Genomic DNA, 17,764 nt, shown 5'->3' on the forward strand with positions numbered 1-17,764 from the left:
TCAGGGTTCCCCTCACGGACAGCTGAGCAGGACCTCGCGCGCGGCCGGTTATCGTGTCAGGCATGAGCAACGTCGAGACCGACCCGGCCGAACTAGCGTGCGGCGGCGACCCCGTTGACCCCGGCAAGGTCGAGGTCCTCGACGCCCGCTCGGTGCCCCTCGGCGGCCCGCGGGCCATGCCTGTCCGCCGCACCCTGCCGCAACGGCAGCGCTCGCTGATCGGCGCGTGGTGCTTCGCCGACCACTACGGCCCGGACGACACCTCCGTCAGCGGCGGCATGTCCGTCGGCCCGCACCCGCACACCGGCCTGCAAACGGTGAGCTGGCTGTTCACCGGCGAAATCGAACACCGCGACAGCCTCGGCTCCCACGCGATGGTCCGCCCCGGCGAACTCAACCTGATGACCGGCGGCCACGGCATCTGCCACGAAGAAGTGTCGACGCCGGAAACCACGACGCTGCACGGAGTCCAGCTCTGGGTCGCGCTCCCGGACGAGCACCGGCACACCGCCCGCGACTTCCAGCATTACGCGCCACCGGCCACCGAACTCGACGGAGCCACCGCCCGCGTCTTCCTCGGCACCCTTGCCGGAGAAACCTCGCCGGTGAAGACGTTCACTCACTTGCTGGGCGCGGAAATCGTCCTCGAGCCGGGCGCGGAGCTCAGCCTCGACGCAGACCCGTCCTTCGAGCACGGTGTCCTGCTCGACACCGGAGAGGTCACCTTCGCGGGCACCCCGCTGCAGCAAGCTCAACTCGGCTACCTCGGCATCGGCGCGACCACGCTCCACCTGCACAACCCCGGCTCATCCCCAGCGCGGGTGATCGTGCTCGGCGGCCCGCCGTTCGGCGAGGAAATCCTGATGTGGTGGAACTTCGTCGGCCGCAGCCACGACGAGATCGCCGAGTACCGCGAGGCGTGGGAGGCGAACTCCGACCAGTTCGGCGCGATCGACCCGTACCCCGGCGGCCCGGCGCGGCTGCCCGCTCCCCCGATGCCCGCGGTGCGGATCAAACCCCGCCGCAACCCCTCGTGACGCCTTAACGAGACTCCCCGTCGCGCAACCGATTCCGCGCCCCGGACGGATCGAAATTCACCCGCCGGAGCGGCCCAGCCGCCAGCAACACCACCGCCACCGCACTCAACGCCGCCAGCACCAGCGCCGCCACGAACCGAGCCGGAACCGACGTCGCCGACGCCAGCACCACATACCCGCCCAGCACCACCACCGTCGGGCCAAGCAACGCGACCCCGGTCAGCACCACCGGAACCCGCCCGCCATCCGGACGCCGAGCCGAGACGACCGCCGCGCCCGCCGACACCACCGCGGCCACCAGCAGGCACGCGCCGACGGTGTCCGACAGGCGATGCCAGCTCAGCGCGACGGTCGCCGCGGCCACCCAGGCGACGCCGGGCGCACCCACGGCGAGCACCCAGGTCCGGAACCGCGCGGGCAGCACCACGGCCAGCGCCAGCAGCACGGCGGTCGCCGCGCTCACGTGCCCGCTCGGAAAGCTGTTGTGGTGCGGGGCTCCGGCCGAGCCGACGTCCGGCCGGTCGAGCAGATAGATCTTGAGCAGTTGCGCGGCGGCCAGCGGCAGCAAGTACAGCACCAGCGCGGTCACCCCGAGCGCGAACCGCTTGCGCAGCACGGCGAGCGCCACGATGACGATCCCGGCCGCGCCGAACACCTCCACGCCGTCGATCCCGGCCAGCGGGCGCGCCCAGTCCACAGTGGACCGCGGAAGGTTCTGCGCGAAGCGGACGACCCCGTCTTCGGCGCGCTGCCCGGCCTCGGTCCGCACGAACAGCAGGTAGGCGACGACGAACGCGCCCGCGAACCCGATCGCGGCCGCGACCAGCACGGCGGTCCGCGAACGCCGTCGAGGGGCGAGCGCGTGCCGGGGCGCGGAGAGGGGCACGGTCGGCGTTTCAGGAGTCAGCACTGCCATGCCTTCGAGACTGGCCGCGGGATTTCGGGATCTCGTCAGAGCTGTGTCATGGTTTCGCTACAAGATCCGCCCGGCTCGCGCGAATCCGCGGGCGTTCCGAATAATGGCTCCTGTGGCTGTGGTGTTGGTGATCGAGGACGACGCGTCCGTCCGCGAGGGCATGGAGCTGGCGCTGCGCCGTCAAGGACACACGGTGCACACCGCCGCGACCGGCGAGGACGGCGTCGCGCAGCTGCGTGAACGCGCGCCCGGCCTCGTGGTGCTCGACCTGATGCTGCCCGGCATCGACGGGTTCGAGACGTGCCGCCGGATCCGCGCGCTCGGCCAGGTGCCGATCATCATGCTCACCGCGCGCAGCGACGATTTCGACATTGTCGCCGGGCTCGAAGCGGGCGCGGACGACTACGTCGTCAAGCCGATCGAACCGCGCGTGCTCGACGCCCGCATCCGCGCGGTGCTGCGGCGCACCGCCCCCGAACCCGGTGCCGCCGGCCCCGAACAGCACGGCGACCTGGTGATCGACCGGGCCGGGATGCTGGTGCGCAAGCACGGCGAGCAGGTCTCGCTCACGCCGACCGAACTGAAGCTGCTGCTGGAGATCTCGCGCACGCCAGGCCAGGTGTACAGCCGCAGCCAGCTGCTCGCCTCGGTGTGGGGGCACGACTACCTCGGCGATTCCCGCCTGGTCGACGCGTGCGTGCAGCGGCTGCGCGCGAAGATCGAGGACGTTCCGGCGCGACCGGACCACGTGCAGACCGTGCGCGGCTTCGGCTACCGGTTCGGCCGCTCGTGAGGCGGGCCGCGCCGTGAAGCGGCTCCGGTCGTGGGTGTCCGGGCTGCGCCTGCGGCTGGTGCTGGCGTTCGCGGCGATGACGCTGGTCGGCGCGGGCGCGGCGGCCGGCGCGAGCTACGTGTCCGCGCGCAACACGATCCTGGCCGGCGTGCAGGACCCGGCGATGGTGCAGCTGCGCGACGAGGTCAGGACGTACCTGCCGCAGCTGACGCTTCCGCCCGACCAGCGGCAGCTCGACAACATGGCGAGTTCGCTCAAGGGCGTCACGACCGTGGTGTTCGGGTCGCTGCATTCGCGCGTAGGGCTGAATCCGGCGGAAATACCCGCCGGGCTGCGCACCGCGGTCGCGGGCGGGACCAATGTCCAGTTCCAGCGGGTCGTCGAGGGCGGGCGTCCGGTGCTTTACATCGGGATGCCGCTGCTGCGCTACGGCGCGGCGCAAGGGGAACACACCGGGATCGAGGTCTACAAAACGGTCCCGCTGACCACCCAGCAGGCCGCGATCGACCAGCTGGCGACGCGCGCGTGGCAGATGACCGCGCTGGCCCTGCCGATCGCGGTCGCGCTGGCGCTGCTGGCCGCGCGCCAGGTGCTGCAGCCGGTGCGCGCGCTGAATTCGGCGGCCCGCAAACTCGGCGGCGGACAGCTCGACGTGCGCCTGCCGGCCAAGGGTTCCGACGAACTGGCCCAGCTGGTCACCACGTTCAACCACACCGCGGCGGAGCTGGAACGCACTGTCGGTTCGCTGCGCGAGATGGAGGCCGACGCACGCCGGTTCGTCGCGGACGTCTCGCACGAACTGCGCACCCCGCTGGCGGCGATGAACGTGGTCACCGACGTCCTCGACGAAGACGCCGACCAGTTGCCCACGGACACCGCCGTGGCCGCGCGGCTGGTGTCGTCCGAAACGCGCCGGCTGACCCGGCTCGTGCAGGACCTGGTCGAGATCTCCCGCTTCGACGCCGGACAGGCCGAGCTGCGCGTCGAGGAGGTCGACCTGGCCGAGGCCGTGAAGAACACCCTCGCCGCCCGGGGCTGGACCGACTCCGTCGCGGCCGACCTGCCGAACATCACCGTGCCCGCGGATCCCCGACGGCTCGACCTGGTCATCGCCAATCTCGTCGGCAACGCCCTGCACCACGGCGCGCCGCCGGTCGAAATCGAGCTGAGCACCGACGACGCGACCGTCTCCCTGGCGGTCACCGACCACGGCCCGGGGATCCCCGAGGAGGTCCTGCCCAAGGTGTTCGACCGCTTCGCCAAAGCGGACACGTCACGGGCCCGGTCCGACGGCAGCGGCCTCGGATTGTCGATCGCGCGGGAAAACGCCCGGCTGCACGGCGGCGACATCGAAGCGGAAAACACCGGCGACGGGGCACGCTTCACGCTCCGGCTGCCCCGCACCGCGCAGGAGGAGCGATGAAACTTCCCCGGCTCTTCCTCGCGCTGATTTCGGTCTTGCTCCTGGCCGGCTGCGGCATCCAGCCGACCGGGGTGATCCCCGCCGGGGAAGCGCCCGGCGGATTCCAGCTGGGCACACCGCGTCCGCAAATCACGCTCTACTTCGTCTACGCGGGACAGCTCAGCCCGGTGCAGCGCGCATGGGCGAGGGACGCGACCCCCACGACGGTGCTCACGGAACTGTTCGGCGGCCCGACACGCGTCGAAGAACAAGAGGGCTTCTACTCGATGCTCTCCCCCGGCCGGCACGTCACGGTCGACACCTCGACCCAGCCGGTGACCGTGACCGTCTCCGAATCCATGAAGCTGCTGTACCCGATCGGTCTGCAGCAAGTGGTCTGCACCGTGTCCGCGTCGCTGGCGGCGTCCGGCCAGCCGGTCGGCACGGGAATCACCGTCGTGGCCTCGGACACCAAGCTCGAATCCCTGTACTGCAACTAGCCTTTCTTCTTGGGCAAGAATCCGTACACGACCCGGCCGACAGTCGCCAGGACCACTTCCGTCGCGCTGCTTCCGTCCGGCAGCTGTCGCAACGCCGCTTCCAACGCGCCCAGCACCGCCCCGGTCAACGCCGCAGCCTCGACCCGGTCCAGCTGCGGCTTGCAAGTCTCGTAGAGCTTCTCCGCCCACCGATCGCCCACCACGGCGTTGCGCAGCAGGTATCCGGCGCGCAACGCGGGCACCGCGGCGAGCAGCCGGGTGCGCACCTCCGTGAGCGGATGGTCCAGCGGAAAACTCCACGCATCAGCCGTCGCCAGCGCGTGCACGGTCCTGGTCACCAGCTCGGCAACCTGCTCGCCGGGTTCCGCCGCGGCGAACACCCCGTCCACGACCTCGTCGTAAAGATGCTGGTCAGCGAAGACGACGTCCTCTTTGGTAGCGAAGTAGTTGAAGAACGTCGCCGGGGAAACCTTCGCCCGCGCGGAGATCTCGGCGACGGTCGTGCCGTCGTAGCCCTGCTCGTCGAACAACGTGAGCGCGGCCTCGATCAGCGCCTGGCGGGTCCGCCGCTTCTTCTCTTCCCGCAACCCGGTCATGGCGTGAATCTTAGCGTTACTCTAAACTTAGAGTGTCTCTAAAATTGGAGGGCCGATGGAACGGACCGGATGCGTGGTCGCCGGCGGCGGACCGGCCGGCGTGATGCTGGGCCTGCTGCTGGCGCGGGCCGGGGTCGAGGTGGTGGTGCTGGAGAAGCACCGCGACTTCCTGCGGGACTTCCGCGGCGACACCGTGCACCCGTCGACCCTGCGGCTGCTGGACGAACTGGGTCTCGGCCCCCAGTTCGCCGCTCTGTCCCGTTCGGTCCTGGAACGGATGAAAATGGACATCGGCGGGGAGACCGTGATAGCCGCCGACTTCAGCAAACTGCGCGGCCCGCACCGGCACATCGCGATGGTCCCCCAAGCCGAATTCCTCGGCTTGTTGGCCGAAGCAGGTGCCGCCGAACCGAAATTCTCCCTGCGCATGGGCACTTCCGTCGTTTCGCTGCTCCGCGAAGGCGGCCGCGTCACCGGAGTCCGCTACCGCGACGACACCGGTGCAGTACACGAACTCGCCGCCCCGCTCACGGTCGGCTGCGACGGCCGCTGGTCGACGGTGCGCCACGAACTCGGCCTCGCACTGCGGGAGTCGGAGGTCCCGATGGACGTCTGGCAGGTGCGGGTGCCGAAAGCCGAACCGGGCGAACCGGGGGTGTTCGCCCGGTTCGGCCCCGGATACGCCTCGGTGACCATGGACCGCGGCGATTACTACCAAACCTCGTACCTCATCCCCCGCGGCTCTGATGCTTCGCTACGTTCCGGCCCGATCTCCGAATTCCGCGCGCGACTGGGCGAGTTGTTCGGCTGGACGCCCGCGCAACTGTCCGCCGTACGCTCGTGGGACGACGTGAAGCTGCTCGAAGTAACGATGGGCCTTCTGCCGCGCTGGCACGCACCCGGCGCGTTGTGCATCGGGGACGCAGCACACCCGATGTCGCCGGTGGGCGGTGTCGGAGTGAACCTCGCCGTGCAGGACGCCGTCGCCACCGCCCGACTTCTCGCGGAACCGTTGCGGCGCGGAAAGGTCCCGGTGTCGCGCCTGGCCGCCGTACGCCGCCGCCGCTTGCTGCCGACGGTCGCGGTGCAGTCCAGCCAGCGGGGCGAGCATGGAATGCTGCTGCGTCCCGCACTCGACGGAACCCTGAACCGCTTGCCCGCGCCGATGCGTGCGCTGCAACGTTTTCCGGCGCTTTCCGGGGTTACGGCTTATCTGGGCGGGGTCGGGCTACGGCCGGAGCATGCACCTGCTTTCGCTCGGCGGTCCACTGTGGACAGTTATGCGGGTTGAACTTCTTGCCGGGGCCGTACCGTTGTTTGCGGCACAGCCCCGGACTCACCACCCGTCGAGGCGATTTCGGCCGAGACTGCGTCTGGAGCGCTAGCCGATTCCTCGGATTCACCGCTCCAAGCCAGCATCGGCTCGGAACGCGCTCCGGCCTCAACTGGTCCGGCACCGGAAAGCTGTCCTGCACCAGCGGGGCCTCACGACACCAGAGAACCGTGCTGGACCAGTTGAGGCCCCACGGCACCGCTGACTGCCTTCCTGCGCCGCTCCGGCTTCAATGCCCGCCTAAGCGCCGACCTTCACCACCACGCGGCCCGGTTACGCCGGATAAGCCCGCACCAACCGAGCGTCCTGCAAGGCCCGGGCCCACCATTCGAGCTGGTCGAGCAACGCCTTCGCCGCAGCCTCCACACTCGGGTCGACCGGTTCGCCGTCCTCCCCGAACCGGCCGTGCGCTCCGTGGAAGCTCACAGTCTCGCGGATGGTCACCGCGTGCAGCTCGGCGAAGACCGGCCGGAGATGCTCGACCGCGCGCAGCCCGCCGGAAATCCCGCCATAGGACACGAAAGCGACCGGCTTGGCGTGCCATTCGCCGCGGAACCAGTCGAGGACGTTCTTGAGCGCGGCCGGGTAACTGTGGTTGTACTCCGGCGTGACCACGACGAACGCGTCCGCCGCCTCGAGCCGGGCGGCGACGGGCGCGGCCCCCTCGCCGTTCATCGCGAGCGGCAACGAGATCTCGGCGACGTCGATGACGTCGACCTCGAACCCGCCGTGCCGGTCCGCCTGGCGGGTGAACCAGCGCACGACCGTGGGGGCGAACCGCCCTTCCCTGGCGCTGCCGACGAGCACAGTGAGCCGGACGGGAGCTTCGGACACGTTATTCTCCTTTTCCCGGGGCGGAACAGGTTTCCCGCCTACGGAAGGAGTCTCGAACTTCAAGCTCCCTTTAAGTCAAGCTATGCTGAGCGCATGGCGAAGACGGAGCTGCCCGAACTGACCGTGGGCGAACTCTCCCACCGCAGCGGCGTACCAGCGTCGGCCCTGCGGTTCTACGAGGACGAACAGCTGATCCGCAGCAGGCGCACCGCGGGCAACCAGCGCCGCTACCGCCGCGACACCCTGCGGCGGGTCACGTTCATCCGCATGTCGCAGCGGGTGGGCATGCCGCTGGCGCAGATCCGCGAGGTGCTGGCCCTCCTGCCGGACGACCGGACCCCGACCCGCGCGGACTGGTCCCGCATCTCGTCCTGCTGGCGCTCCGACCTTGACCAGCGCATCCGCCAGCTGGAACAACTCCGGGACCAGCTGAACGACTGCATCGGCTGCGGCTGCATGTCGCTGGCCAAATGCCGCCTGGCCAACCCCAACGACCAACTGGGCCAAGACGGCCCCGGCCCGCGCCGCCTGCCGGACCACCGGGGAACGGGATACGAGTGAGCCCTTGCGCAGCTGAGCGTTCGGCTGCACGGCTGCTGCACGGCTGTCCACTGGCCGCAGCCAATCCGCCGCCGAACCGCCACCGTCCGGGCAGAGCCGGTCACTCGCCCGGCGCGTCAGTCACTCCGCCACAGTCATCCCAATAGCAACCCCCTCACGTAGGCGGCCTGTCCGGCATGTTGGAGGTCATCAGACAGCACGCTGACCAGCCGTACTCCCAGCGTCACCGGCGGGTTCCAGGCTTCGTCGATCACGCGGTCCAGCGCCGTCCCGTTCAGGCCGGTCACCCAGGACACCGTGTGCTCGTGCACGGCGTCGTAGTAGCCGGTGAGCAAATCCGGCGACTCCGGGCGCACCTGGGCGACGTCCTCGCTGCTGTGCCCGTAACCGATGTCCCCGGCCGGGAACGGCAGGTCGAATTTCTCGCGCCAGTCCGCTGCCGTCCAGAGCTGGTCGGTGCCCGCGACGTCGGCGACGTGGTCGTCTTGCACCCGCGCCAGATGCCAGACCAGCCAGCCGATCGAGTTGGCCTCCGGGCCGGGGCGCGCCGCCAGTTGCTCCGCGGTCAGTCCGTCGACTGCCTGGTGCACCACTTCCCGCACCCGGCCGAATCCGTCCACGAGCAGATCGGCCACATTCATCTCGCGCTCCTCCTCCGTCGTCGTGCGCTTGCCTCGATCATGCCTCGAAGATCCGGCTCTGCCCAGCGTCGTGACTCCAAGGGGCGCGAGGGGTCCACTCGCACCAGCCGAACCGGCTTCAGCACGGGGAAATCCGCTCATTACCCGCGGTGACCGCGACTGTCCACTTCGGACCTGACAGTCTCGTCCGGTGTCGGGTAAAATCCGGCGCGAAAGCGGATTTGCACGCCGACGACGCGAACGGAGGGCCCCGTGGCGATCACCGCGCCCCGCGCCCTGCCCGGCTTCGACAACATCGCCGGGATCGCGATTCCCGCCTGGGCCGGCATGGTGATCACCGCCGCCTGCGCGGTCTCGGCGATAGTCGTTCTGCTGGTGATCCTGCGCAACCGGCGCAAGTAGTCCACAGGGGACATTGCTTCGATATCCGCCGGATCTCAAGCAAGGCAGTGCGGAATCCGACTGATGACTACGTGCCCATCCGCGTGAACCGGCTGGTGATCACGTGGTCCTTGGCCGGTCCGGTCACGACCCATTCCTGTTCCCACCGGCGATCGTCGAGCACGCGGTACGCACCTCGGTACCAGTCGGCGGCACACGGGTGATCGGCCGTCCACTCCCCGGTCGCCAGGTCCACATCGTGGAAGAACCCGCCGTGGTCGAAGTGCACCGCGGCGCGGGAACCCCCGACCGGCCGGTAGTGCAGCGTCCGGACGAACGGTCCGCGATGCGCTCCGAGCTGCAGCTCTCCCGACTCGCGGTAGACGAGCACCCCGTCGTCCGAGGTAAACGTCGCGCGGCCGCTCGCCTCGCCCATCGGCGCCCCGTCAACATCGACGATTTCGCGCGCGAGCTGCCATTCGCCCGAGAAGTACCCGGTCAGGTCATTGATCGGAAAAGCCACGGATCCCATTGTGCGCCTCCGCACCGAACGCGAACGGCACTGGTACGACCGACTCGGCACGGTCTGTCACGAGGGTGGCGTGAAGGGTCCCGTCATCCCGGCTGTCACCAGTCGCCATGCTGTTCACCCTGTGCGACCGGGCCCATCGCAGCGCCCGGAAACGGCCGGTGCGATGGGGACTCTCGCGCCGAACCCGGCGGGGCAGGCTCGCCCGGACGGCCCGCCGCCCTAGAATCGGCCGCGTGGCGCACCCCGATCTGGCCGAGCAGGCCACCCGTTCCCCCGCTCTCGAGACCTTGCAGCGCGTCTTCGGCTACGACGCGTTCCGCGGCGACCAGGCGGAGATCGTCGAGCACGTGATCTCCGGCGGCGACGCGCTGGTGCTCATGCCCACCGGCGGCGGGAAATCGCTGTGCTACCAGATCCCGGCGCTGGTGCGGCCGGGCGTCGGCGTGGTGATCTCGCCGCTCATCGCGCTGATGCAGGACCAGGTCGACGCGTTGCGCAACGTCGGCGTGCGCGCCGGATTCCTCAACTCCACGCAGGATTTCGCGCAGCGGCAGGAGGTGGAGGACGCGTTCGTCGCGGGCGAACTCGACCTGCTCTACCTCGCGCCCGAACGGCTGTCGGTCGAATCCACCGTGCGCCTGCTCGACCGCGGCAAAATCGCGCTGTTCGCGATCGACGAGGCGCACTGCGTCTCCCAGTGGGGCCACGATTTCCGGCCCGACTACCTGATGCTCTCGTCGCTGCACGAACGCTGGCCGGACGTGCCCCGGATCGCGCTCACCGCCACCGCGACCGAGGCCACGCACAAGGAAATCTCGCAGCGGCTCGGCCTGGACGACGCGAAACATTTCGTCGCGAGCTTCGACCGGCCGAACATCCAATACCGGATCGTGCCGAAGAACTCGCCGCAGAAGCAGCTGCTCGACCTCCTGCGCACCGAGCACCAAGGCGACGCCGGGATCGTCTACTGCCTGTCCCGCGCGTCGGTGGAGAAAACGGCGAACTTCCTGGTGCAGAACGGAATCCCGGCGCTGCCCTACCACGCCGGGCTCGACAAGTCGACCCGCGCGGCGAACCAGGCGAGGTTCCTGCGCGAGGAAGGGCTCGTCGTCGTCGCCACGATCGCGTTCGGCATGGGCATCGACAAACCGGACGTCCGGTTTGTCGCGCACCTTGATCTGCCGAAGTCGGTGGAAGGCTACTACCAGGAAACCGGCCGCGCGGGCCGCGACGGGCAACCGTCCACCGCATGGCTCGCCTACGGGCTGCAAGACGTGGTGCAGCTGCGCAAAATGATCGACAACTCCGAGGGCGACGAGATGCACCGTCGCCTGCAAGCCCAGCACCTGAACGCGATGCTGGGACTGTGCGAGACAGTCGAATGCCGGCGGACGCAGATCCTCGCGTACTTCGGGCAGTCCGGCCAGCCGTGCGGGAACTGCGACACCTGCCTCACCCCGCCGGAACGCTGGGACGGCACCATTCCCGCGCAGAAGCTGCTGTCCACAGTGGTCCGTCTGCGCAACGAACGGCGGCAGAGTTTCGGCGCCGGCCAGATCATCGACATCCTGCTCGGCAAAACGACCCCGAAGGTCACCCAGTTCCAGCACGACACGCTCAAGGTCTTCGGCATCGGCACCGAACTGCGCGAACAGGAATGGCGTGCGGTAGTGCGGCAACTGCTGGCGCGCAACCTGCTTGCGGTAGAAGGAGATTACGGGTCGCTGGTGCTGACGGAAGGTTCGACCGCGGTCCTGAACGGCTCCCAAGAAGTACAGCTGCGCCGCGAACCCGAACGCCCGGCGCGCGCCCCGCGAACGTCCCGCCGCACGCCGGCGGCCGCTCCAGTCGACATGCCCGCGGAAGCGGCCCCGATCTTCGAGCGCCTGCGCGCCTGGCGCGGGGCCACGGCGAAGGAACAGGGCGTCCCGGCGTACGTGATTTTCCACGACGCCACGCTGCGCCAAATCGCCACGCTGATGCCGACAACGCTCGACGCCCTCGGCACGGTGAGCGGAGTGGGCGAGAGCAAGCTGGCCAAGTACGGGGAGGGAGTGCTGGCGACGCTGGCCGAGGAGTGAGGTCGGGGCGGAGCTGGGTCGGCTGTTTGGCTAGGAACTCCGGCCGAGGAACGGCCCCTGGACGGGATTGGGGTCGGCTGCCTCGCCGGGAACGCCGCCGAGAAACGACCCAGGGACCGAACTGGAGTCGGCTCCCTGGCCAGGAACGCTCGCCGAAAAGTGACCTCGGGGCGGCGAAGCTGGGCCGACTGCCTCGCCAGGAACGCCCGCTGAGAAACGACCCCGGGACCGAACTGAAGTCAGCCACCTGACCAGGAACACTCGCCGAAGAGCGACCCGAGACCGAACTGAGGTCAGCTTCCCAGACAGGAACCTCCGTCTGGCCCGGGTTGCCCGGCCAGGGGCATTCGCCGAGGAACGACGTCGGAACCGAGCCGGGGTCGGCCGTTTCGCCAGGAATGCCGCCGAGGCACTCACCGTCTTGCTCGGGAGAGTCGACGCCTCAGCGGTCAGCCTATGGCGACGTACCGGAGTTTCGCACCCTGTGCGCGTCTCACGCCAGCCACAGACCGGCAAAAGCAGCCGGAACTCTCGGTCCCGCGCGAAGATCTGGCCCTCTCCGCCCATCCAGCCGCGCGTTGAAGCTGAGCGCTAGGTTGAGCGGATGGGGTGGGATCTGAGCGAGCTCATCGCGAAGCACGACGTACCGGGCGCACAGGTCGCCGTGCTGACTGGCGGCGAGATCCGGGACGAGGCGGCGGGCGTGCTGAGCCTCCGCACGCGAGTCGAGGCTACGGCCGATTCGGTGTTCAAGATCGGTTCTATCACCAAGATCTGGACGGCCACGCTGATCCAGCAGCTGGTGAGCGAGGATCTCCTGGATCTCGACCATCCCGTTCGCGACTATCTGCCGGGTTTCCGGCTGAGCGACCCGGCCGCCACGGAATCACTGACTGCCCGGCATCTGCTCACTCACACGGGCGGCATCGACGGCAACCACTTCGTCGACACCGGCCGCAGCGACGACGCGATCGAAAAGTTCGTCGCCGCCCTCGCCGATGCCGGTCACCTCTTTCCGCCGGGCAGTGTTTTCTCCTACTCCAACAGCGGGTACGCGGTACTCGGCAGACTGGTGGAAGTCTTGCGCGGCAAGCCTTTCAACGACGTGATCCGCGAGCGTTTGGCGACCCCGCTGGGGCTTTCCACCGTCGCCGCCGACACCTACGAGGCGATTCTGCACCGCGCTGCGGTCGGCCATGTCGAGAACGAGGGAAAGCTCGAAACGACCAAGAGTTGGGCGGTCCGTTATTTCTCCACGCCCAGCGGCTCGCATCTCGCGATCAGCGCCCACGACCTTCTGGAATTCGTGCGCCTGCACCTCGCCGACCCCGCGCTCGCGGGACTGCGCGAACCTCAGCTCGAATCCATACCGGACTTCGGCGGCGGCGTCCTCGGCTGGGGACTCGGCTGGATGCTGTACCGGGACGGCGTCATCGGCCACACCGGCGTCTCCAAGGGCCAGAAGGCTTTCCTGCGCGTCGTCCCCTCAGCCGGTGTGGCGATGGCCGTCCTGACCAACAGCGCGGGAGCCGAACCGCTGGCCCACGAACTCTTCAGCACAGTCCTCCGGGACCTCGCCGGCGTCGAGACAGCACCGCTGCCCGTACCGCCCGCGAACCCCGCCCCCATCGACGCGGGCCGGATGTGCGGCACCTACCGCACCACCTTGTACGACATCGCCCTGACCTCCGACCACGACCGCGCGTTCCTCACTTACCGGCCACGCGACGAGACCGCCGCGTCGTTCGGCAAGCGCGCTCGTCGCGTCGAGGTCGTCCGCCTCAACGACAGCGCGATCATCACCGCCGAACCGAAGCTCACCGGTCACGAGGTGCTGTCCCTGATCGGCTCGGACGGGCACGGCCGCGCGCGCTTCCTGCACAACGGAGCCGCCGCCTACCGAGTCGAGTAATCCGACCCGGGTTGGCGGCCACAGGCAGCGCGGACAGCATCACTCAGCAGTCCGCGGGCGCGTCGTATCCGCGACCTTCCGCACCGCCCCCGAGATCTGCGCGTGGTACCGGCCGTTGGTCTTCTCGTCCACGAAACGCGCCGCCTTGCCCACGGCCTCGTTGACCTTCTGCGGGTTGTTCCGCACGTACGACACCGCACCCGCGGCGCCGGCCAGCACGGTGAGTTTCTTCATCAAAGCCATCGCACAAAGTCCCTTCCCCTGCGGAAACCTCCGTCACCTACCCCAACGTCGCCCGACCCCCGCGGGTTCCCGGCGAAACCTGGATGACAGGCGGCGCGCGCGGCAGGCATGATCCACGCGTGCGCGACCTTTCCGCTCTTCCCAAGGTGCATCTCCACGTCCATCTCGAGAGCACGATCCGTCCCGGCACGCTCAAGGAACTCGCGGACGTCCACGGCATCCAGCTGCCCGAGAAGCCCGAAGCGTTCGAAGGGTTCCGGGCGTTCGCCGATCGCAACAGTCTCACTCGATCGTGCCTCCAAACAACCGAGGACTTCGAGCGGATCGCGCGCGAGTTCTGCGCGGACGAAGCCGCTCAGGGGACCCGGTATGTCGAGGTCACGTTCACGGCTGCCTCGCACGGGGAACGGGTCGGAAATCTTGAACTTCCCCTCAACGCGGTCCTCAAAGGACTGTCGGAGGGCGGGAAAGAGCATGGGCTGCAATGGAAGCTGATCCTCGACCACTCGCGGCGACGGTCGATCGAGCGCGCCGAGAAGACGCTGGAGCTGGCCAAGCGGCACGACGAGATCATCGGGATCGGGATGGCCGGCGAGGAAAAGCACTCGCTCGCTCCGTTCCGGGAGGTGTTCGACCGGGCGCGGGAGGCGGGGCTGCACCTCATTCACCACGCGGGCGAGGACGCGGGGCCGGACAGTATCCGCGAGGCGATCGAAATCGGCGGAGCCGAGCGGATTGGCCACGGAATCCGCATTCTGGAGGACCCGGAGCTGACCTCGCAGACCGCGGAGAGCGGGATCGCGCTTGAGGTGTGCCCCTCGTCGAACGTCGTGCTCGGGCTGGTTCCGACGTTCCTGGAACATCCGCTGCCGCAGTTGGTCGAGGCGGGACTGAGGGTCACGCTCAACACGGATGTACCGGACGTCACGGGCACCACGATCACCGACGAATTCACCCGTGTGCGTGAGGTTTTCGGTTACGACGACACGACATTAGCTAAACTGGCAAGCAACGCCGTGACTGCATCGTTCGCACCTGAAGAGACCCAAGCGTTGCTGCATCAAGAGATTGACGGCTGGCTTAAGTCGGCAGAAGGCGCGTGACCAGCACGCCCAGCTGCTGGGCGGTCCGGCATTCGTGCATCTCCACCAGTTCCGCGTAGTCCGGCGCGGCTGAATCACCGGTCCCCCACAGGGATTGGCGTTCAGGGTTCAGCCAGTGGACGTGCCGCGCGCGGGAGCGGATCGCGCGGACGGCGTCGAGGTTCGGGTCGCCGCCGTTCGTCCGGGCGTCGCCGAGGATGAGGACCGATGTTCGCGGGCCGACGGCGTCCAGCCAATGAGCGGTGAACTGACCGAGCGCGCGGCCGTAATCGCTGTGGCCGTCCCAGCGGACTACCGCGGCCTCGCTGAGCATGCGCGCGCCCAGTTGTTCGGGATCCGCGGCACCGGTGTCGACTAGGTGCGTCACCTCGTCGGTGCTGTCGACGAAACCGAAAACGCGGATCTTGCTGAACTGGTCCCGCAACGCTTGCACCAGCAGCATCGTGAAGTTCGCGAAACCCGCCACCGAACCGGAAAGGTCGCACAGGAGGATGATTTCCGGGCGGCCGGGGCGGCGGTGCCGGTAGGCTGGACGCAAGGGCACGCCGCCAGTAGAGAGTGAACGACGCAGCGTTCGGCGCAAGTCGATCTGACCGCGAGTGGTGCGTTTGCGGCGCGCGGCAAGCCTGGTGGCGAGTTTGCGGGACAGCGGCTGGATGGTGCGCCGCAGTTCGGCCAATTGCGTGCGGCTGGCGATGAGGAAGTCGACGCGGTCCGCGGCAGGGGCGATCGCGTGCTTGGCGATCCGTTCGCGGCCCCGAAGTTCGGCGGCTCGGCGGCGCGCTTCGGTACGCACCCGGCCGCGGAAACCCTCCACGCGGCGGCGGATTTCGTCGCGGGTGAGCCGGTCGGTGAACTCGTCCGGAGTGCCGGCGGCGCGCATCGCGGCGAGCACCTGCGCGATGAGCGTCTGCGGTTGCAGGCGGTCCAGCGTCTGGTGCGCGGAGTATCCGCCGCCCGGGCCGGTTCCGACGCCGTATTGGCCGAGCAGGTCCACGGCGATTCCGGCGAGCTGGTCCAACGCCTGGTCGTCGCCTTCGGCCAACGCGGCGGCGAGCGCTTCCCGCAGTTCCTCCCGGTCCTGCGGCGGGTTCTCGCGGGCCAACTCGGGCGCACCAATGCCAGCTGGGAAGTACAGGTCGAAGGCGGCGTCGAACACCGACCGCTGCCCGCCCCGGCGGACCAGCGCGGCGGCGAGCCCTTCGCGGACCAGTTCGCGGTCGTCCAGGCCGAGGACCTCCAGCGCGGCCGCCGCGTCGGCCGTTTCCCCCGGACCGGCCGGGATGCCTTGCGCCCGCAAGGCCCGCACGAACTCGGCGAGCCGTCCGGTCAGGCCCGGCGCGGCGGTCATGACGCGTCCAGCACCTGGTCGAGACTCAGCCCGGCCCCGGCCTTCGCGATGTCGTCCTGATGCTTCAGCACGACGCCGAGGCTTTCGCGCACCACGCGCTCGTCGAGCGCGCCCGCGCCCAGCTCCAGCAGCGTGCGCGCCCAGTCGACGGTCTCCGCCACCGACGGCAGTTTCCGCAGGTCCATCGCCCGCAACGCGGCGATCACCCGCACCACCGAATCGGCCAGCGCGGCCTCGATGCCGGGCACCTTCAGCCGGACGATCTCGCGTTCGAGATCCTCGTCCGGGAAATCGATGTGCAGGAACAGGCACCGCCGCCGCAGCGCCTCGGACAGCTCGCGCGTCGCGTTCGACGTCAGCACCACGAACGGCTGCTGCGTCGCGGTGATCGTGCCGAGTTCGGGCACGGTCACCTGGAAATCGCCGAGCACCTCCAGCAGCAGGCCCTCGATCTCGACGTCGGCCTTGTCCGTTTCGTCGATCAGCAGCACGGTCGGCTCAGTGCCGGAGATCGCGGTGAGCAGCGGGCGGCGCAGCAGGAATTCCTCGCCGAAGATGTCGGTGCGCGCCTCGTCCCACGTCTCGTCGCGGCCCGCGGTGATCCGCAGCAGCTGCTTCGCGTGGTTCCACTCGTAGAGCGCACGGGCCTCGTCGATGCCCTCGTAGCACTGCAACCGCACCAGCCGCGAGCCGGTGACCTCGGCGACCGCCGTGGCCAGCGCGGTCTTGCCGACCCCCGCAGGCCCCTCGACCAGCAGCGGTTTCCCGAGCCGGTCGGCGAGGAACACCGTGGTCGCGACCGCGGTCGACGCGAGGTACCCGGCCTCGGCCAGCTGCGCCGACACATCGTCGACGGACGAGAAAAACCCGGTGCCCACGTCGCCTCCTAAGCGTTCGCTCACCCGCACTGTACTGGGCGGTCGCCACCGAAGACGTCCCGGCGACCAGACATCGGATCTAAGCCCAGGCGCACGACTCAAGAGCGCCGCGAAGTCGGGCATTCCTCCGACGTATGCCGAGCATCGGAAACGTCGTCACGGCAGGCTGGGAATGACCTGGTCCACCAACTGTTTCGCGACCGCGCAGGACCCTTCGTTGCCCACGGATCGATCGAGATACCAGACGTGCACCGCCGCGTCAGTGCCGGAAATCTGGACCTGATACCGGCATCCGCCGCCGCCTTTCGTGGCGTCCTTCCGGACGTCGTGCCCGCCCTGGACGCTCGACTCGCTGTGCCCGCTCCAGTCCTCCGCCTCGGCCAGGTCCAGAGTCGCGGCCAGGTCGCCGCCGGTCAGCTTGCCGCGCGGCGGGTTCCATTCGGTGCGGCAGCCGCCTATGCCTCCCGTCACCGCGGCGGGAGTGGACGCCGTCAGCTTGTACTCGCTCCGCCGCAGGTCGATCGGCGTGCCCCGAGCGGCAGTCGTCAGCAACTTGCAGGCGTCCGTTCTCGCGAACACTTCCGACGGACCGGCACCGCTGCATCCCGCCGCCGAGACGACGACAGCCAACCCCAGAGCCACTCGCCTGATCATGGCCACGCATAGTACG

The 17,764-nt window shown here is 69.0% G+C and carries 19 protein-coding genes; 10 read left to right on the plus strand and 9 right to left on the minus strand.

The genetic code is table 11. From position 1 onward, the window contains the following. Positions 1 to 62 precede the first annotated feature (62 nt). A complete protein-coding gene (locus ACWDNU_RS23665; protein ID WP_449670490.1) occupies positions 63 to 1,037 on the plus strand; it encodes a pirin family protein in 975 nt (324 codons plus the stop codon). A 4-nt stretch (positions 1,038 to 1,041) separates the two neighbouring features. On the opposite strand, the gene ACWDNU_RS23670 is transcribed toward ACWDNU_RS23665, so the two are convergent. Beyond that, positions 1,042 to 1,953 carry a phosphatase PAP2 family protein gene (locus ACWDNU_RS23670; RefSeq protein WP_370935983.1) on the minus strand — a complete coding sequence of 304 codons (912 nt, stop codon included), beginning with the start codon at positions 1,951 to 1,953 and terminating at the stop codon, positions 1,042 to 1,044. A gap of 112 nt (positions 1,954 to 2,065) precedes the next feature. Here ACWDNU_RS23670 and ACWDNU_RS23675 point away from each other — a divergent pair, with 112 nt between their 5' ends. The 3 genes from ACWDNU_RS23675 (at position 2,066) to ACWDNU_RS23685 (ending at position 4,648) form a co-directional block, all read left to right on the plus strand. Then, complete coding sequence (locus tag ACWDNU_RS23675; RefSeq protein WP_449670491.1) at positions 2,066 to 2,746, plus strand: response regulator; 681 nt, start codon at positions 2,066 to 2,068, stop codon at positions 2,744 to 2,746. Between the two features lie 76 nt (positions 2,747 to 2,822). Next, positions 2,823 to 4,169: an ATP-binding protein gene (locus tag ACWDNU_RS23680; RefSeq protein WP_449670511.1), complete on the plus strand. Its 1,347-nt coding sequence runs from the start codon at positions 2,823 to 2,825 to the stop codon at positions 4,167 to 4,169. Then, complete coding sequence (locus ACWDNU_RS23685) at positions 4,166 to 4,648, plus strand: hypothetical protein (protein WP_449670492.1); 483 nt, start codon at positions 4,166 to 4,168, stop codon at positions 4,646 to 4,648. Before ACWDNU_RS23680 ends, ACWDNU_RS23685 begins: the two co-directional genes overlap by 4 nt. Here ACWDNU_RS23685 and ACWDNU_RS23690 read toward each other — a convergent pair. Beyond that, the gene (locus ACWDNU_RS23690; protein ID WP_449670493.1) at positions 4,645 to 5,244 is read right to left on the minus strand and encodes a TetR/AcrR family transcriptional regulator; all 600 of its coding nucleotides are present in this window, start codon (positions 5,242 to 5,244) and stop codon (positions 4,645 to 4,647) included. The genes ACWDNU_RS23685 and ACWDNU_RS23690 overlap by 4 nt on opposite strands. A 55-nt stretch (positions 5,245 to 5,299) precedes the next feature. Between ACWDNU_RS23690 and ACWDNU_RS23695 the strand changes: the two genes are divergently transcribed. Next, positions 5,300 to 6,535 carry an FAD-dependent oxidoreductase gene (locus tag ACWDNU_RS23695; protein WP_449670494.1) on the plus strand — a complete coding sequence of 412 codons (1,236 nt, stop codon included), beginning with the start codon at positions 5,300 to 5,302 and terminating at the stop codon, positions 6,533 to 6,535. Between the two features lie 315 nt (positions 6,536 to 6,850). On the opposite strand, the gene ACWDNU_RS23700 is transcribed toward ACWDNU_RS23695, so the two are convergent. Continuing rightward, on the minus strand, positions 6,851 to 7,411 hold the full coding sequence (locus tag ACWDNU_RS23700) for an NADPH-dependent FMN reductase (protein ID WP_449670495.1): 561 nt from the start codon (positions 7,409 to 7,411) through the stop codon (positions 6,851 to 6,853). 93 nt (positions 7,412 to 7,504) lie between these two features. Here ACWDNU_RS23700 and soxR point away from each other — a divergent pair, with 93 nt between their 5' ends. Continuing rightward, positions 7,505 to 7,972, plus strand: a complete 468-nt coding sequence (gene soxR / locus ACWDNU_RS23705) for a redox-sensitive transcriptional activator SoxR (protein WP_354748882.1) — start codon at positions 7,505 to 7,507, stop codon at positions 7,970 to 7,972. Between the two features lie 134 nt (positions 7,973 to 8,106). Here the strand turns inward: soxR and ACWDNU_RS23710 are convergent, their stop codons facing one another. Further along, a complete protein-coding gene (locus ACWDNU_RS23710; RefSeq protein WP_449670496.1) occupies positions 8,107 to 8,613 on the minus strand; it encodes a mycothiol transferase in 507 nt (168 codons plus the stop codon). A 252-nt stretch (positions 8,614 to 8,865) separates the two neighbouring features. Here ACWDNU_RS23710 and ACWDNU_RS23715 point away from each other — a divergent pair, with 252 nt between their 5' ends. Continuing rightward, positions 8,866 to 9,015, plus strand: coding sequence for a hypothetical protein (locus ACWDNU_RS23715; RefSeq protein ID WP_344284989.1), 150 nt, complete (start codon positions 8,866 to 8,868; stop codon positions 9,013 to 9,015). Between the two features lie 67 nt (positions 9,016 to 9,082). On the opposite strand, the gene ACWDNU_RS23720 is transcribed toward ACWDNU_RS23715, so the two are convergent. Further along, positions 9,083 to 9,517 (minus strand): DUF6314 family protein, encoded by a 435-nt coding sequence (locus ACWDNU_RS23720; protein ID WP_449670497.1) that lies wholly within the window; start codon positions 9,515 to 9,517, stop codon positions 9,083 to 9,085. A gap of 242 nt (positions 9,518 to 9,759) precedes the next feature. On the opposite strand from ACWDNU_RS23720, the gene recQ reads away from it, so the two are divergent. Next, positions 9,760 to 11,607, plus strand: a complete 1,848-nt coding sequence (gene recQ, locus ACWDNU_RS23725; protein WP_370935975.1) for a DNA helicase RecQ — start codon at positions 9,760 to 9,762, stop codon at positions 11,605 to 11,607. Positions 11,608 to 12,211: 604 nt separating this feature from the next. After that, entirely contained in the window at positions 12,212 to 13,519 is a 1,308-nt protein-coding gene (locus ACWDNU_RS23730; RefSeq protein ID WP_449670498.1) for a serine hydrolase domain-containing protein, read from the plus strand. Positions 13,520 to 13,558: 39 nt separating this feature from the next. Here the strand turns inward: ACWDNU_RS23730 and ACWDNU_RS23735 are convergent, their stop codons facing one another. Next, positions 13,559 to 13,753, minus strand: a complete 195-nt coding sequence (locus ACWDNU_RS23735; protein ID WP_446681618.1) for an antitoxin — start codon at positions 13,751 to 13,753, stop codon at positions 13,559 to 13,561. A 128-nt stretch (positions 13,754 to 13,881) separates the two neighbouring features. Between ACWDNU_RS23735 and add the strand changes: the two genes are divergently transcribed. Further along, a complete protein-coding gene (add, locus tag ACWDNU_RS23740; RefSeq protein ID WP_449670499.1) occupies positions 13,882 to 14,865 on the plus strand; it encodes an adenosine deaminase in 984 nt (327 codons plus the stop codon). Here add and ACWDNU_RS23745 read toward each other — a convergent pair. The 3 genes from ACWDNU_RS23745 to ACWDNU_RS23755 all read right to left on the minus strand — a co-directional run bounded on the left by ACWDNU_RS23745 (position 14,843) and on the right by ACWDNU_RS23755 (position 17,748). Beyond that, positions 14,843 to 16,216, minus strand: coding sequence for a vWA domain-containing protein (locus ACWDNU_RS23745; RefSeq protein ID WP_449670500.1), 1,374 nt, complete (start codon positions 16,214 to 16,216; stop codon positions 14,843 to 14,845). The two genes, add and ACWDNU_RS23745, sit on opposite strands and share 23 nt — an antisense overlap. Continuing rightward, positions 16,213 to 17,094: an AAA family ATPase gene (locus ACWDNU_RS23750; RefSeq protein ID WP_116203827.1), complete on the minus strand. Its 882-nt coding sequence runs from the start codon at positions 17,092 to 17,094 to the stop codon at positions 16,213 to 16,215. The genes ACWDNU_RS23745 and ACWDNU_RS23750 overlap by 4 nt, the downstream gene beginning before the upstream one ends. A gap of 156 nt (positions 17,095 to 17,250) precedes the next feature. Further along, the gene (locus tag ACWDNU_RS23755; RefSeq protein WP_449670501.1) at positions 17,251 to 17,748 is read right to left on the minus strand and encodes a hypothetical protein; all 498 of its coding nucleotides are present in this window, start codon (positions 17,746 to 17,748) and stop codon (positions 17,251 to 17,253) included. Between the last annotated feature and the right edge of the window lie 16 nt (positions 17,749 to 17,764).

It is taken from the genome of Amycolatopsis sp. NPDC003676 (genome assembly GCF_053587275.1).